The following is a 15595-nucleotide window of genomic DNA, read 5'->3' on the forward strand; positions in this document are numbered from 1 at the left end:
ATGAATAAGAAGAAACATTTAGGGCTTTGCGCCCTTGCTGCTGCATCGTTGCTCACATCGGGGGTAGCAGTTGCAGGAGAAAAATCTCTGGCTCTCCCGAGCGACAAAATAACGACATGCGTACCGGATATCGATCAGGAAATATTCAAAGCGAAAGGAACAAAAGGAGATTATAGCAAGACAAACCGTCCGGCTAAGAAAGATCGCCTTTTCTCATCCAAAGCTGTTGAAGAAGAAATCGTTCGCGTGAAGAAAATGCTGACTAACAAAAAGTTGGCTTGGATGTTCGAGAACTGTTTCCCGAATACACTGGACACTACTGTGCGTTACCGCAAAATCGATGGAAAAGACGATACGGTTGTCTACACAGGCGATATCCATGCTATGTGGCTGCGCGACTCAGGCGCTCAGGTATGGCCTTACGTGCAGTTAGCCAACAAAGATAAAGAGTTGAAAGGCATGTTGGCAGGAACTATCCGCCGCCAGTTCAAATGTATCGTAATCGATCCGTATGCCAACGCATTCATCGACCCGTACGATCCAAATCCTGATCATCACTGGCAATCGGATATGACCGACATGAAACTGGAGTTGCATGAGCGCAAATGGGAGATCGACTCGCTTTGCTACCCTATCCGCCTCGCTTACCACTACTGGGAAACAACAGGCGACACAGATGTCTTCGACGAAATATGGCTCGAAGCAATCGCCAATGTGGTGAAAACATTCAGAGAGCAACAACGCAAAGACGGTGTAGGCCCTTACAGATTCCAACGTAAGACCGAACGTCAGTTAGATACATTGAACAACAATGGATTAGGAAATCCTGTGAAACCGGTCGGACTGATTGTTTCATCTTTCCGCCCGTCGGACGATGCCACTACATTCCAATTCCTCATCCCGTCTAACTTCTTTGCCGTGACATCGTTGCGCAAGGCTGCCGAAATCCTCGAAAAAGTAAATAACAAAACAGCTCTTGCCAAAGAATGCCGCGATTTGGCCAACGAAGTGGAGATAGCATTAAGAGCATACGCTATCCACCAACACCCTATCTACGGCCCTATCTACGCTTTCGAAGTAGACGGATTCGGGAATCAGTATCTGATGGACGATTCTAACGCTCCGAGCCTCCTTTCTATGGCTTATCTGAGCGATGTGGATGTGAACGATCCTGTTTATCAGAATACACGCCGATTTGTATGGAGCAACAGCAACCCCTACTTCTTCAAAGGTAAAGCAGGCGAAGGTATCGGCGGACCACACATCGGGTACGATATGGCATGGCCTATGAGCCTTATGATGAAGGCCTTTACAAGTCAGGACGAGAACGAAATAAAAGCGTGCATCAAAATGGTGATAGACACCGATGCCGAAACAGGATTTATCCACGAATCGTTCAACGTAGATGATGCAACCAACTTCACACGCGAATGGTTTGCATGGCAAAACACGTTGTTCGGTGAACTCATCCTCAAACAAGTAAACGAAGGAAGAATAGATATGCTGAATAGCATAGAATAATATAAGGTTAATTATTTGGTTACTTCAAAAGGGCCTGAACCGAAGCGTCGGATTCAAGCCCTTTTTATTTTTCATTTTACTTTCATAAAATCAATAACAGGCGTATCCAACGACTGGGCAATATTGAGCAATGTTCCGATGGTCAGGTTAGTTTTGTCCGATTCTATCCGGCTCATATTTGATTTTTCACCAGCCACGGCCGCCACCACCACCACGGCCGCCGCCCGAGAATCCGCCACCACTGCTGCTCCTTCCTCCTGAACCGGAATTAGGGCTGACAGAAGAACTGCTTATCGACGACACAAAAGAGCGGGAGAATGAACCAATACCTCTGCCGGATAAGAATGGGCGGTCGCTTCTGTACCAGTCAGGTTCGTAGCCTGCCTGCGATAAGACTTCGTCGAATTTCTTGCTCCATTTGTTTTCTACATCCAATGCAATAGCATAAGACAGCAATCGTTCAAATAATTCGGGTGTACGTTCGGGAGGAGTCAAAATATCGAGACGATGCTCTTCTGCTGTTTCCATATACATCCTGAACCCTTCCAATTCAGCCAGAATTTTTACGCCCTCCTCCGTAGGGGATTTGATGAGATAAGCATACAACCGGCATCCCACCAGCATGACGACGACATACAGCAACGATGTGAGGTTCAAAAACACAGCAGTATCCGACAGTAAAACGCCAATAGAAGCTACTACTAATCCAATGATTATAAGAAAATAACTGCTCTTTTTCCAGAACGAAACAGCAAATATTGTCATAGCAGCACCTGCCAAGAACAGCCCGCCCGTTATATAGAAAAGAATATCGCTGCCCAGATCGGCAAGGGGTTCGTCCATGGAAATCACAAAATATAAAAAGACAGCAATCAGGGTAAAAAGAGCACCTAAAAAGGCAAAACCTGTATTAGGCTGGAAGATCTTTTTAATATTCCACTGGCTTTTCAGCATATTATTCAGCGCTTTTGTTGCCTTCTGGAAGACATTATAGTGCTTATCCGAAACTTTCAGCATAATGCGATCGCCCGGAAACAATACATCATAAACGTTAGATTCTTCTGCTGTGAGCTTATCATTCTTTTCGTTGCGAATAAGGGTATAAACCTTCCTCTCCGAAGCAATGCCAATCGCTCCTTTTACGGCAAGGCTTATGATAGTGGCCGAAAGCAGTTTACTATCTTTAATCCCCTTCTTATACAAAAAACGGGAGACAGCAGGCGACCAGTCATTAGGCGGATTGAATGTAGGTACAGGTATCTGCTTCTGCGGATCGCGACCGATACCCGACCACGTCAGGAAACAATAGAATAACAACACAAGTATACTCAATCCGGCAAATATCGGCTGCCTGTTTATTTCCCAGAATGTGGGGGGAGGAGGACGCTTAACAATATCGCGCGGAAAGAATAAGGAAACTGTTAGTCCTTCGCCCCGCATCAATGGCGCTTTGGTAGTAAAGACAACCGTGTCTTTCCCCACATAACTCTCACAACCCTGCGTTGTGGAACCATACGCCCCTGTGTAGCAGTTAGTTTTCAGTATCGAAGTGGTATCGGGCAGAATAATCCTTACCGAAGCGCTATCTATATCAAATGCCCAGTCGTTACCGGTCACATTCCAGTATAGCTCGTCCGAATCGTCGTGAAAGAAAAGTTGGTTGGGTGTTTCGTACGAAATTGTATACTCATGCTCTCCTCTTGGCAGCAACCTTTCGCTGTCGCCGATATATATTTCTCTGTATGAACGCTCTCCGGATATGACAGATGTTTGACTTGTATTTTCCCGTTGTCCGTTGCGCTTTACCGACAAGGACTTCAACCTCATCACTTGCTGCTTCCCCGCATTATTGGTAAAATAGTAGGGCAAAGTCCGGACAATGCCATGCCGGATATCATATTGATCCGAATAAACCGAAATACGTTCCGTCACCCGGATATTCCCGTTTTCGAGAATAACTATTTCCGAATGAAATCCGGTTATACGCTCTTTCTCATCCTCTTGAGCAAAAACAGCGCATGCATACAGAAAAAGGAAGAAGCATAAGAAGATTTTTCTCATTTTCCTGAAAAATACTATTTATCGAATGAAAAGACAGGCATTTGTTTTTCGCTCTCGTCGATTTCGAAGAAAAGCCCTTTGGTGAAATGGAACATTCCGGCGAATATATTCCCCGGGAAACTTTCCACCAAATTATTGTTATTGCGTACTGTACCGTTATAGTAGCGGCGTGCCGATTCGATATCGGTTTCGATGGTGAATAATTGCCGTTGCAGTTCCTGGAAGTTGGTATTGGCTTTCAGGTCGGGATAATTTTCGGATAAGACCAGAATATTACCCAGCGAACTGCCCAGCATTTTTTCGGATGCTATTTTCTCTTCGGGCGAATCTGCTTTCAATGCTTTAGACCTCAACGCAGTCAGTTCTTCGAGCAACTTTTTCTCATGTGCCGCATAACCTTTTACTGTTTCCACCAAAGCGGGAATCAGGTTGCTACGCTTTTTCAGAAATACATCGATAGAGCTCCATGCTTCCGTCATATAGTTTCTGGAAGCGACCATTTTATTATAATAGACCGCTGCAACAATGCCTATTGCCAGCAAAATCAACGCGAGTGGAATTACAAATTGCATAAATGTTAAGTTTAAAAACAGGTTATATATTCTTACGTAAAGATAAGCTATTATTTTGTTTCGTATATTTGTGAACTTATAAATATGTGTCCTACAACTATGTTGATATGAAAAAATACCTGTTTTTTGCCTCTTTGAGCTATTCCTTCTCCATTTTGCGCCCTTTGCAGGAAGAAATCCGCCGCAGGGGAGGAGAAGCGGCCTGGTATCTCGAACCCGAATGCGATAATTGGCTGGAAGAAGACGAGATACAGCTGAAAACGATAGAGGAGGTCATGGAATATAATCCCATCGCCGTTTTTGCAGCGGGTAATTATGTTTACGATTTTTTCCCGGGGGTTAAAGTAGCTGTTTTCCATGGGTATGCCATGAACAAGAGAGCCGACAAAATCGATGATCATTTCAGCATTCGCGGATGGTTCGATATTTATTGTACACAAGGCCCGAGTAGCACGCCTTATTTCAAAGAGTTGGAAAAGAAATACGGATGGTTTAAGGTATACGAAAGCGGATGGTGCAAGGTAGATCCTTTCTTTGACGGAACACCGGAAAAACCACGCGAAAGACCGGCAATCCTGTACTCTCCTACTTTCTCGAAAACGATAACATCGGCTTACAAATTATATGATACAATAGTTGATTTGATCAAAACCAAACCTTGGGACTGGATAATTACTTTTCATCCCAAATTGGACGATCCCGAATTGATTGCCCGATACAAGGAATTATCGGAGCAATTCGGACATGTCGCTTTCTTCCGCTCCAATGACGGGCTGAATACCTTCCGCAAGATAGATGTCATGCTGTGTGATAGTTCGTCGATTATCGTGGAGGTGGAAATGTTGAACAAGCCTGTTGTCACTTTCTGCAATACTACGCCCGGCCCGTATCTGATAGATGTGTTAAAAGAAGAGGATGTCGCTCCCGCATTGGAAAGAGCGCTTACGCGTCCGCCCGAACTGATGCAGGCAATGCTCGATTACACCATGTACCACGAGGTTCACAGAGACGGACGCAACTCTCAACGGGTATTGGATGCTGTCGATGATTTCATCCTGAATTATAAGGGCAAATTGAAGAAGAAAAGACCAGGTATCATCAGGAAATGGAAGCTATGGCGAAAAGCAGGCTATTGCCCGCTACGAAGAAAAAAGAAGGGGATATCTCAACAGTAAGAATTACCATCCGTTGTCATTCTGAGTGTAACGAAGAATCTCGGCTCTAAAAAAGCGAGATGTTTCACTTCGTTCAACATGACAAAATATTTTTAAAGCAAACCCTGCCTTATAACATTCATTTTCAATTGCTTAACTTCTTTATTCTTCTTACATAAAATATCAGAAAAGATAAAAAGACAATAAAACCAATAGAGGCAAAGATGATCCTCCAATATTCAATAGTTTCCGCCCCCACAGATACCATATAAACAACTGATATGGAGAGAAGTAAACATATTAGAATAGGTATGATCAATATCTTCTTTTTCATCGTATACTGTTTTTTGCCTAAAATCCTAATTATCAATTCAATCGTTGTATCACCTCGCGTATAATAGCTGCCATCTTCGGCTGTGCTATTTTGGCAGCTTCCTGCACTTCCTCGTGCGAAACTTCGACAATCTTGCCTATGATTCCCAAATCGGTAATAATGGAGAATGCCAGCACTTTTATCTTGGCATGGTTGGCAACGATTACTTCGGGAACGGTAGACATGCCCACAGCATCGCCTCCGATGATACGGAAATAGTTGTATTCGGAAGGCGTTTCGAATGTTGGTCCCTGCGTACCGATATAGACACCATATTGCAGCTTTATATCCAGTTCTTTCGCTACCTGGGCTGCCAGCTTGCGCATATCCTTATCATAAGCGTTGCTCATATCGGGGAAGCGTACACCCAAACGGTTGTCGTTCTTTCCATGCAACGGATGCTCGGGGAAGAGGTTGATATGATCCTCGATGAGCATAATATCGCCTATCTCGAAACTGCCGTTCATTCCACCTGCCGCATTAGAGACGAAGAGATATTTCACTTTCAGCTCCTGAAATACGCGAATGGGGAATGTCACCTCTTTCATATTATAGCCTTCGTAGTAGTGGAAGCGTCCTTGCATGGCAATTATCGGTTTACCACCTAATTCGCCGAAGATAAGCTTTCCGCTATGTCCTTCAACGGTGGAGACAGGGAAATTCGGGATTTCCTGATAAGGGATTTCGGAAGTAATTGTTATTTCCTTGACCAAATCGCCCAAACCCGTGCCGAGGATAATAGCCATATCGGGTACGGAAGTGACCTTGCTTTTGATGAAAGCGGCTGTTTCTTGTATCTTTTCTAACATAATTGTATATAAGTTTTTAGTTATTCTTTTGCAATAGGAGTATATATCCGTCCTTCCCACCACAGCGGGAGGTTGCCGTTATCATTTTCGAATGTAAAGCGAAATTCTGCTTTCAAGATACCCTTGTCCCAGTGCTGTTTGTCAATCTTGATATAGCCTCCGCTCGAAGGGAAAGTCATTTCCCCGGCAGGGGTAACACTGTATAAATCAAGGACAGGGATGCACTTGTCTCCGACAATATTCAAGACCAGGCTGCTATGCGTTCCGGCATTGCAAAGGGTATAGCAACGGAGGGTATCCCCTACCCTTTCGGTTTCGATATAATCCGTACCGACAAATTCATAAGATTGAGCATCGCAGCTTATGGTATGATAATAGTGGGTTGTATCCAGCAATTGATAATATTTGCTTATCGAATCGTCGGGAATACGCATGTTTTCATCGAGCATATTGCTCAATTCTTCGGTACAAAAGTTCTCACAGATTAACTGTCCGAAGCTATTACGGGCAACATTCTCGGGGTAATCCCAATTCTCCGTAAACGAGAAATCACCCTCTAATCCGTCTACCCATTCTATTTCCACTTCCTTCGGGGTAAGCACCGGAAGAAGCGAAAAAGCGCTGATTATTAACAAGATGAGATATTTCATATAATCCAGTTTACACCGTACATCAATAATACATACCGGGCAAATTTACCCAAAAACATCGTTATGTTCACAATATAAACATTTGCCCGTATATAGCCTAACGCGATGGCAATAATATCGCCCACAGCCGGCAGGAAGCTGAAAAAAGCCATCCCTGCACCCTTCCCCTGAAGCCAGTTTTGTATTTTTTCTATCTTCTCCTTCTTGACTTTCAGGTACTTTTCAATCCATTGAGTTTTGCCCAGCTTGCCCAGATAGTAATTTGTCATTCCTCCCAGCCAGTTACCTACGGAAGCCACTATGGTACATATCCACGGGTCCAAGCCCAGAGCTATGAGTGTGACAAATACAAATTCCGAACCGAAAGGCAGGATAGTCGCCGCAAGAAAGGAAGCTAAGAACAATCCTATATACCCATATTCAACGAACCCGTCAAGCATTTCCGGCTTGTTTAAGCGGTTTTCTCCGGCGCGATATAATAATATAAATGCAAAGCCCAATCACACTTATCAAGGTGATATAAGGACTGACGTTTTGTATGGTTGTACCTGTATATTTCACTTCTATCTGCCCCGATTGTTCGACCGGTAGTTGCACCAATCCGCGCCAACTTTCAGTTACTTCGGCAGCCTTTCCGTCGACAGTTGCCGAATAGCCTTTGTAGTAAGTCAAGGGTAATTCGATTATATCAGGCCGGTTAACGAGAACTTCGCAGGTGGTTATTCCATGTTCCTTTTTAATATCGCCTATCTGTGTATCTTCATTTCCTGCATCGGCTTGGTTGCCACGTACCTCAGCATACCAGATGGAGAGGAACTGCTCGGGCAGATATTCTATTCCCTGCAGATTATAGAAGTTTTCGGCCGAAGCTTGGGGTACCGTAACATCTTGTTGTTGATTATTCGTATAGTGACGCCCGTAAAAATAGAGCATCGCTATGGTGAATACAACAGCAATAGAGCCCATCGCGAATGCCCGCTTCTTCGTTTTCAGGCAGGAGAAATAATAAGCTCCCGCAACCGCGAAAAAGAGCGTTGTAAATTGAAAGAACCGCCACGGAAACTGGATGAATCCAAGCTTGGAGAAAGGGAAAATACCCCAAGGGAAAAATATAGAAGTCACAAATATATAGACCAACCCTATTATAACACCTATATCGACTATTTTCAGCTGCTTGGTCTTTTCATATACAAACAGCCGCATACTCACAGCCCATGTGAGGATTACGCCTGTACCGGCAATGAATTTATCGGAATAGATAATTCCCGTAAACAGTCCCTGCGTGATGACATAAGGCCCATTCAATTTGAAACGGATATCCGATACTGGTTTTACCGTATAATAGAAGGTATTGGAGGCCATCTGCTCCAACATAGGGAAAAGATAATAAGCCGTCACTAAAACTGCCACTACTCCTGCCAGACAAAGATACGCAAGCCGCTTAGGTTCTCTGACAAACGATTTGTAGCAGATAGCCATCACGATTATCATGGTGATAAAGGTGAGTACGGTAGATATCACATGTGTGAAAATGAGCAGGCTATATCCTAAGGCAATGACATACCACTTGCGGTAGTCGCCCGATATGATATAATACAATCCCAAAGCCACAAACGGGACGAAGGCAAATGATAGCGTTTCGCCCAAGGCTGCGCGAGGATATAAATCCAACAGGCGGTAATAGGAGAATGTATAGAGTATAGCGCCGATTGCCGCTACATAGTTATTGCGGATGATAACACTGACAGCATGATAGGTAAACAATCCTGTGAGGACAGTTATCACGAATATCATCACCTTGTAGGCAAATATAGAATTGGTGAAAATAGCTATAATTGCAAAAGGGACAAGCAGCAAGTCGCAATAGAAAGCATTGTTGAGGTAGCCGTATTCGTTTACGCTTTTCCAGTCGATATATACAGGATATCTTCCGTCCTGCAAGGCTTCGATTAAGGCATCGAAGCGCGTCATGTGGAAATAGAAATCATGTCCCGGAAAAAGCGGGTTGAGAAACATCATAATAGCAGTCAACAGCAACAAGCCTCCCAAGAACATCCAAAAATGCGTTCTCCGGGCTGAAGCCACTCTATCCAAACAGTTTTCTATCTTCAACATACCGTATAAGTTAAACATTAATGAGCTTCGAGCCAGTTATTCCCTGTTCCGCAATCGATTTTCAACGGAACGCTCATTTCACATACGCCTTCCATTTCTTCCGTCACGATTCGGGTAACTTGCTCTATTTCATCTTTATAGACATTGAAGTTCAACTCATCATGCACCTGCAATATCATTTTCGAACGGATGCCTTCTTCCTCGAAGCGATTGTATATCCTGTTCATCGCTATTTTGATAATATCGGCAGCCGTACCCTGTATAGGAGCATTGATGGCATTTCGTTCGGCATAGCCGCGAACAGTCATATTACGTGAGTTGATGTCGGGCAGATAACGCTTACGTCCGAACATGGTTTCTACATAGCCTTGTACGCGTGCTATTTCTATCACCTCATCCATGTAGTCTTTCACCTGAGGGAAGTTCTCGAAATAGCCTTCTATCAGTTCCCGCGCTTCGTTGCGCGACACCGATAAGCGTTCGGCCAGACCAAATACCGAGATACCGTAGATAATACCGAAATTGGCTGTCTTAGCCTTCCGGCGCATATCCTCCGTCACCTCCTCAATCGGGATTTTATATATCTTGGCAGCCGTGGCAGCATGTATATCCGCCCCGCTGTTGAAAGCTTCTATCATATTCTTGTCGCCGCTCAGATGCGCCATGATGCGCAACTCTATCTGCGAATAGTCGGCCGAGAAGAACAAGCATCCCTCATCGGCAATAAAGGCGCGGCGTATCTCGCGTCCCTGATCGCCTCTTACCGGGATATTCTGAAGATTGGGATTGCTCGAACTCAAGCGTCCCGTAGAGGTTACCGTCTGATTATAAGAAGTATGCACTTTTCCGTCCGTTTCGCTTATCAATTGCGGAAGTGTGTCTACGTACGAACTAAGGAGCTTCTTCACTCCGCGGTATTCCAGTATTTTGCCCACGATAGGATGCGCACTCCGAAGGCTTTCGAGTACCTCCTCGCTGGTAACATACTGTCCTGTTTTGGTTTTGCGCGGCTTGTTGACAATCTTCATCGTGTCGAACAGGACTTCCCCGATTTGCTTAGGCGAATTGATATTCAATTCGGCTACTCCCGCCATCTCACGGATTTCCTCGTCGTACTGAATCATAACCTCCGTGAGCTTTTTAGAGAAATCCTCCAAAGCGCTCACATCGAGCCTTACACCCGTATATTCCATATCGGCAAGGACATAGACAAGCGGCGATTCGACATTATAGAGCAAGTCTTTCTGTCCATATTTCTCAATCGCTTTCTCGAGTACATTTTTCAGCTTCAATGTTATATCGGCATCCTCACAGGCATAATCCTTGATGATGGAAGGTATGATATCGCGCATCGTGAGTTGATTCTTTCCTCGTTTCCCGATAAGGCTCTCGATGCGGATAGTTTGGTAATTGAGGTATGTCTCCGCCATATAATCCATTCCATGACGAAGTTCAGGATTGATAAGGTAGTGAGCAATCATCGTGTCGAAGATTTGTCCTTTCACGTTTATGCCATATTTCTTGAGGACGGTAATATCATACTTGATATTCTGCCCTATTTTCATAATCTTCTCATTCTCGAAGAACGGGTTGAACTTCTCCACACGCGCTTTTGCCCTATCAAATTTGGCATCTATCGGCACGTAATAGGCATCGCCCTCTTCGAAGGAGAAAGACATACCCACCAATTCGCTGGTAATGGGATCGAGGCCTGTGGTCTCCGTATCGAAAGCGCAGGCGTCGTGCTCCAGAATCTTAGCAACCAACCGGTTTATACGATCGTCCGTGTCGATGAGGTGATAGGTATGCGGAACATCTTTCAGCTCTTTGTAAGAAGAGACAGACTGTCTGCCTGCATTCGGGTCTTCTTCGATAAATTCGGCGAATAATTCTCCCTGAGTAGGTTGTTTATCGTCGATAGCCTTTACGAAGCGGGCATCGTTTTTGATAACCCTTTTTATCAGTGTCTGGAACTCCAAATCCAGAAAGATAGTCTCCAACTTGTCAAAGTTTATTTCCTGCCGCTTAAAGTCTTCCATGTTGAAGTCGATAGGCACATCCGTTTTGATGGTTGCCAGATACTTCGACATCAGTATTTGTTCTTTGTTCTCTTCCAAACGCTCCTTTAATACACCTTTCATCCCGTCGGTGTTGTCGAGCAGGTTCTCGATGGTTCCGTATTGGCTAAGGAGTTTCTGTGCTGTTTTAAGCCCTACACCGGGGCATCCGGGTATATTGTCCGAAGCATCGCCCATCAGGCCGAGCAAGTCTATCATCTGTTCGGGCGACGAAAGTCCGTATTTCTCCATGACCTCTTTGCTGCCCAGCTTTTCGAATCCTCCGCCTAAAGACAAAGGTTTGTAAAGGAATATATGTTTGCTCGCCAGCTGCCCGAAGTCTTTATCGGGAGTCATCATATACGTATCCAGACCTTTAGCCTCGGCTTTCTTGGCCATTGTCCCTATCACATCGTCGGCCTCGTAGCGGGGCACTTCCAGTACCTTTATATTGTAGGCGTCGATAATATCTTTGATGATAGGTATCGCAGAGCGTATATCTTCCGGCGTTTCCTGACGTTGCGATTTGTAATCCTCGAACATCTCATGCCTGAACGTTCCGCCCGCAGGATCGAAGGCAACTGCTATATGTGTCGGGTCCTGTATGCGCAACAACTCCTCGAGCGTGTTGACAAAACCGTAGATAGCAGATGTATTCTGCCCTTTCGAATTGATACGGGGGCTTTTGATAAAAGCATAATACGAACGGTATATGATGGCATATGCATCGATGAGGAATAGCTTCATTTCTTATTAGTTCTGTTATATAATCTTGAATTAAAAGGCAAGTTAGCCAAAAAAGCCGATTTTTATGCAAAGTTATAATAAATGACAGCTTAAAAGTCCGATTTATTTGTAAATTTGTATCTTAATTTTAATTATGGGAATGGACAAGAGGCTTTTGATTGCCCAGCCTGTAGCTACTGAACTGGAACGATTCAATGCGTACTACAAAGAGTCGGTTTCGAGTGAAGATCAACGGGTACAGAAACTGATAGATTATGTGATGGTGTCGGATGGTAAACGAATCCGTCCTATCTTGCTGCTATTGGCGGCCAAAGCTTGCGGAGAAATCAATGAAGTAACATACGGCGCTGCTATGACAATAGAATTGTTGCACACGGCATCGCTCATACACGACGATGTGGTAGACAATTCGGATACCCGCCGCGGAAAGCCTTCGGTAAATGCTGTCTTCGACAACAGGATGGCCGTATTGGTAGGCGACTACTTCCTTTCCACCGCCCTGATAAAAGCTGTTATGACAAGCAGCTACCCCATCATCTCCATTATATCCAATCTCGGACGGACATTGGCCGAGGGCGAGCTCGACCAGTTATTGCTCGTCAAAGAGTCTGTGCTGGATGAGGCGGAGTATTTTGAAGTTATACGCAAAAAGACTGCTTCGCTGCTTTCGGACTGTATGCGCATAGGCGCTATATCGGTGGATGCCCCGGCAAAGGAAATCGAGAAATTCGCCCTGATTGGCGAGATACTGGGTATGTGTTTCCAGATGCGCGACGACATTTTCGATTATTACTCGAACAATGTGGGCAAGCCGACAGGAAACGATATCCGCGAAGGGAAGGTTACCCTACCCCTACTCTATGCCATCGGACAGGCGCCGGAGGATATCCGCAACAGCTTTATATCCATCATCCGCAGCAAAGACTTCAGCGATGCCAATATCCACACCATGATAGAATATGCCAAAGCAAACGGCGGAATAGAATATACATACACCAAAATAGAGGAATACTACAAACAAGCCGAAGAACTAATACAAACGATTACCAATGAAGAGGTTAGAGGTGGCCTGACGGCTGCCCTCGATTATATCGTTCAACGGGCTTACTAATTCCTGTTATTATCCTTATATGCGCCCGATATTGCTTCGTATGGAGTAATATTTCATCCCCCCAAATACACTTGTCTACAAAAAACACCCGTTTGGTCTACTAATCAAGCTGTTTCGTCTTATTATTCAAATCGGTATCAAAATAGCCGTTATCTTTGATTTCAGAAAACAATGATAAAGTTACGTTACACAAAATATCTTACTTAATACAACAGCCTATTGATAATGTAAATGTCTATAAAAACTATTTTATTATAATTGCTTGTGTTAATCATTAGGGAATATTTGGGCAGTGATTGCCGTGAATATTCCTTTCTTTTTTACCTCTCCTAAAGACTCCGCCCTGTCAAATTACGTCAAAAACCTACTTTACTGATTATCAATCAATATTTAGTTAAAACTTGACACTCTTGACAGATTTGACGCGATACAGTGTTTTTTGTCTTGTCATTTTCCTTTTCAACCACGGAGTAACACGGGGTTTTTCACGGAGTATCACGAAGTAAAAGAACGGTTCTGTCATGCCGAGCGGATGCGAGGCATCCCGACCCAAGTATGAACAGCGCAAAGCGCAGCAAGCTCCCTCGCATCCGCTCGGGATGACAATGAACACAGGGAAACAGTCCTTGCGGACTGCTTCCCTGTATAGATAAAGTTGTTTTATTTTTATTCACCCCCTCCGGAAGGGAGGTGGGTTATGGACAAGTAGGTTTGGCTACAGAAGGATCTATTGTCGTCGTGCCCGGGAAATATTGGGAGGTTACATCCCAAGTAGATATATTCGGACAATAATTCGGATGAAGCTTAAACTTATTCACTTCCGCCTGCGTCAGTTGGTTATGACTGCAAGACAGTTGTGTTAAGGCCGTGTTAGTTGATACATCCAGACTTGTCAGTTGGTTAGAATAGCACCACAGCGTTGTTAACGCCGTGTTGGCCGATACATCCAGACTTGTCAGTTGGTTATGACTGCAACTCAGCGTTGTTAATGCCGTGTTGGTCGATACATCCAAACTCGTCAGTTGATTATCAAAACACTGCAGCAATGTTAATGCCATGTTGGTCGATACATCCAAACTTGTCAGTTGGTTATAGTGGCAATTCAGCGTTGTTAATGCCGTGTTGGTCGATACATCCAAACTTGTCAACTGGTTATTAGTGCAACTCAGATATGTTAATGCCGTGTTGTTCGATACATCTAAACTTGTCAATTGGTTATCACTGCAACTCAGCGTTGTTAATGCCGTGTTGTTCGATACATCCAGACTTGTCAGTTGGTTAAGAACGCAATTCAGCGTTGTTAATGCCGTGTTGTTCGATACATCCAGACTTGTCAGTTGGTTAAGAACGCAATCCAGCGTTGTTAATGCCGTGTTGGTCGATACATCCAGACTTGTCAACTGGTTACTATAGCAATGCAGCGTCATTAAGGCCGTGGCTCCCGATACATCCAGACTTGTCAGTTGGTTATCATTGCAATACAGGTACGTTAACGCATCAAGTTTATCGATTCCGGTAGATGTGGTTAGATTTTTATTGTCAATCATCAGTTGGTTTACTCTCTTCTCTCCGCATATAGTCGTCCAGGCAACCCCGGCAAAATTTGCGGGGTCGCCACTCAAATTCCACCCCAGCGTATTGCCCGGGTTGGCAGTGTAGAGGTCTTTCAGGGCTTGCACATCCTCGGCATAGCTGCCCCGTTTTTTAGCTTCATTTGATAGTGCTTGCCATTGTTCGCCATCCCACACGTATAATCCCTTAGAGAAACACATTGTTTCTTTGGTATTGTACACTATCAGTCCGGTATGGTTCAGGGCATCTGCTCCCGTTATTTCAGGGGCTGTTCCTATCTTCAGTTTACTCAAATCCGAAAGTTCCACCTTGGGCAATCCAAGCCCTTTGGTTGAGTTTGCGCCGCTGTTAGCATTCATTTTCAGGTCGAGCAAGGCTCCTGCATTGGGTTTCTCGTCGCTTCCCATTGTTACTTGTGCTTGCAAGCTAATTGCCGTAAATAAGGCTAATATGATGATAGCCTGTGTCAAAAGAGTTTTCATAAAATGTTAATTTGTGAGTTAGTAAATTTTATATAGTTGTTAGCCGTTAGCGGATAGCTGTTAGCTTTATTGTCATCTCGAGTGGATACGAGGAATCTCGTCTCGTTACTGTGTAGGGGCAGACCTATGTGTCTGCCCGATATATCGGTTTGCGGGCGCACACGCAGGTGCGCCCCTACAAAAGTCCTATTGTTAACTGTTGACTGATAACTGTTAACTGAAAGACAGCCCCTTGCTCCCCCTCTTGTGGAGGGGGCTGGGGGGAGGTAGGTACGGCTATCGCAGCCGGAAATACCCCTGACATTAACACAAGCATATTTTTTAGTAGACGAGTTACAAGTTACAAGTGACGAGTAGGGGCAAAGCCACAC

At 44.4% G+C, this 15595-nt stretch carries 11 protein-coding genes; 3 read left to right on the forward strand and 8 right to left on the reverse strand.

Annotated features, from left to right (window positions below):
- Positions 1–1521, forward strand: coding sequence for a glycoside hydrolase family 125 protein (locus D0T66_RS15955; RefSeq protein WP_163358298.1), 1521 nt, complete (start codon positions 1–3; stop codon positions 1519–1521).
- A 186-nt stretch (positions 1522–1707) separates the two neighbouring features.
- On the opposite strand, the gene D0T66_RS15965 is transcribed toward D0T66_RS15955, so the two are convergent.
- Together D0T66_RS15965 and D0T66_RS15970 are read right to left on the reverse strand one after the other, a co-directional pair.
- On the reverse strand, positions 1708–3582 hold the full coding sequence (locus D0T66_RS15965) for a DUF2207 domain-containing protein (protein WP_163358299.1): 1875 nt from the start codon (positions 3580–3582) through the stop codon (positions 1708–1710).
- 14 nt (positions 3583–3596) lie between these two features.
- Positions 3597–4154: a LemA family protein gene (locus D0T66_RS15970; RefSeq protein WP_163358300.1), complete on the reverse strand. Its 558-nt coding sequence runs from the start codon at positions 4152–4154 to the stop codon at positions 3597–3599.
- 107 nt (positions 4155–4261) lie between these two features.
- On the opposite strand from D0T66_RS15970, the gene D0T66_RS15975 reads away from it, so the two are divergent.
- On the forward strand, positions 4262–5329 hold the full coding sequence (locus D0T66_RS15975; protein ID WP_163358301.1) for a CDP-glycerol glycerophosphotransferase family protein: 1068 nt from the start codon (positions 4262–4264) through the stop codon (positions 5327–5329).
- A gap of 345 nt (positions 5330–5674) precedes the next feature.
- Here the strand turns inward: D0T66_RS15975 and D0T66_RS15980 are convergent, their stop codons facing one another.
- From D0T66_RS15980 to polA, 5 genes are read right to left on the reverse strand one after another with little or no spacing between them, the layout of a single operon-like run.
- Positions 5675–6490 (reverse strand): purine-nucleoside phosphorylase, encoded by an 816-nt coding sequence (locus tag D0T66_RS15980; protein WP_163358302.1) that lies wholly within the window; start codon positions 6488–6490, stop codon positions 5675–5677.
- Positions 6491–6510: 20 nt separating this feature from the next.
- Positions 6511–7140 (reverse strand): hypothetical protein, encoded by a 630-nt coding sequence (locus D0T66_RS15985; RefSeq protein WP_163358303.1) that lies wholly within the window; start codon positions 7138–7140, stop codon positions 6511–6513.
- Positions 7137–7580, reverse strand: coding sequence for a YqaA family protein (locus D0T66_RS15990; protein WP_163358304.1), 444 nt, complete (start codon positions 7578–7580; stop codon positions 7137–7139). Before D0T66_RS15990 ends, D0T66_RS15985 begins: the two co-directional genes overlap by 4 nt.
- Positions 7573–9255 carry a hypothetical protein gene (locus D0T66_RS15995; protein WP_163358305.1) on the reverse strand — a complete coding sequence of 561 codons (1683 nt, stop codon included), beginning with the start codon at positions 9253–9255 and terminating at the stop codon, positions 7573–7575. Before D0T66_RS15995 ends, D0T66_RS15990 begins: the two co-directional genes overlap by 8 nt.
- 17 nt (positions 9256–9272) lie before the next feature.
- On the reverse strand, positions 9273–12059 hold the full coding sequence (gene polA / locus D0T66_RS16000; protein ID WP_163358306.1) for a DNA polymerase I: 2787 nt from the start codon (positions 12057–12059) through the stop codon (positions 9273–9275).
- 139 nt (positions 12060–12198) lie between these two features.
- Here polA and D0T66_RS16005 point away from each other — a divergent pair, with 139 nt between their 5' ends.
- Positions 12199–13170, forward strand: coding sequence for a polyprenyl synthetase family protein (locus D0T66_RS16005; RefSeq protein ID WP_163358307.1), 972 nt, complete (start codon positions 12199–12201; stop codon positions 13168–13170).
- A gap of 695 nt (positions 13171–13865) precedes the next feature.
- Here the strand turns inward: D0T66_RS16005 and D0T66_RS16400 are convergent.
- Positions 13866–15224 (reverse strand): leucine-rich repeat domain-containing protein, encoded by a 1359-nt coding sequence (locus D0T66_RS16400; RefSeq protein ID WP_255489852.1) that lies wholly within the window; start codon positions 15222–15224, stop codon positions 13866–13868.
- Positions 15225–15595: the final 371 nt, after the last annotated feature.

Source organism: Dysgonomonas sp. 25, from assembly GCF_010501075.1.
Classification (GTDB): Bacteria; Bacteroidota; Bacteroidia; order Bacteroidales; family Dysgonomonadaceae; genus Dysgonomonas.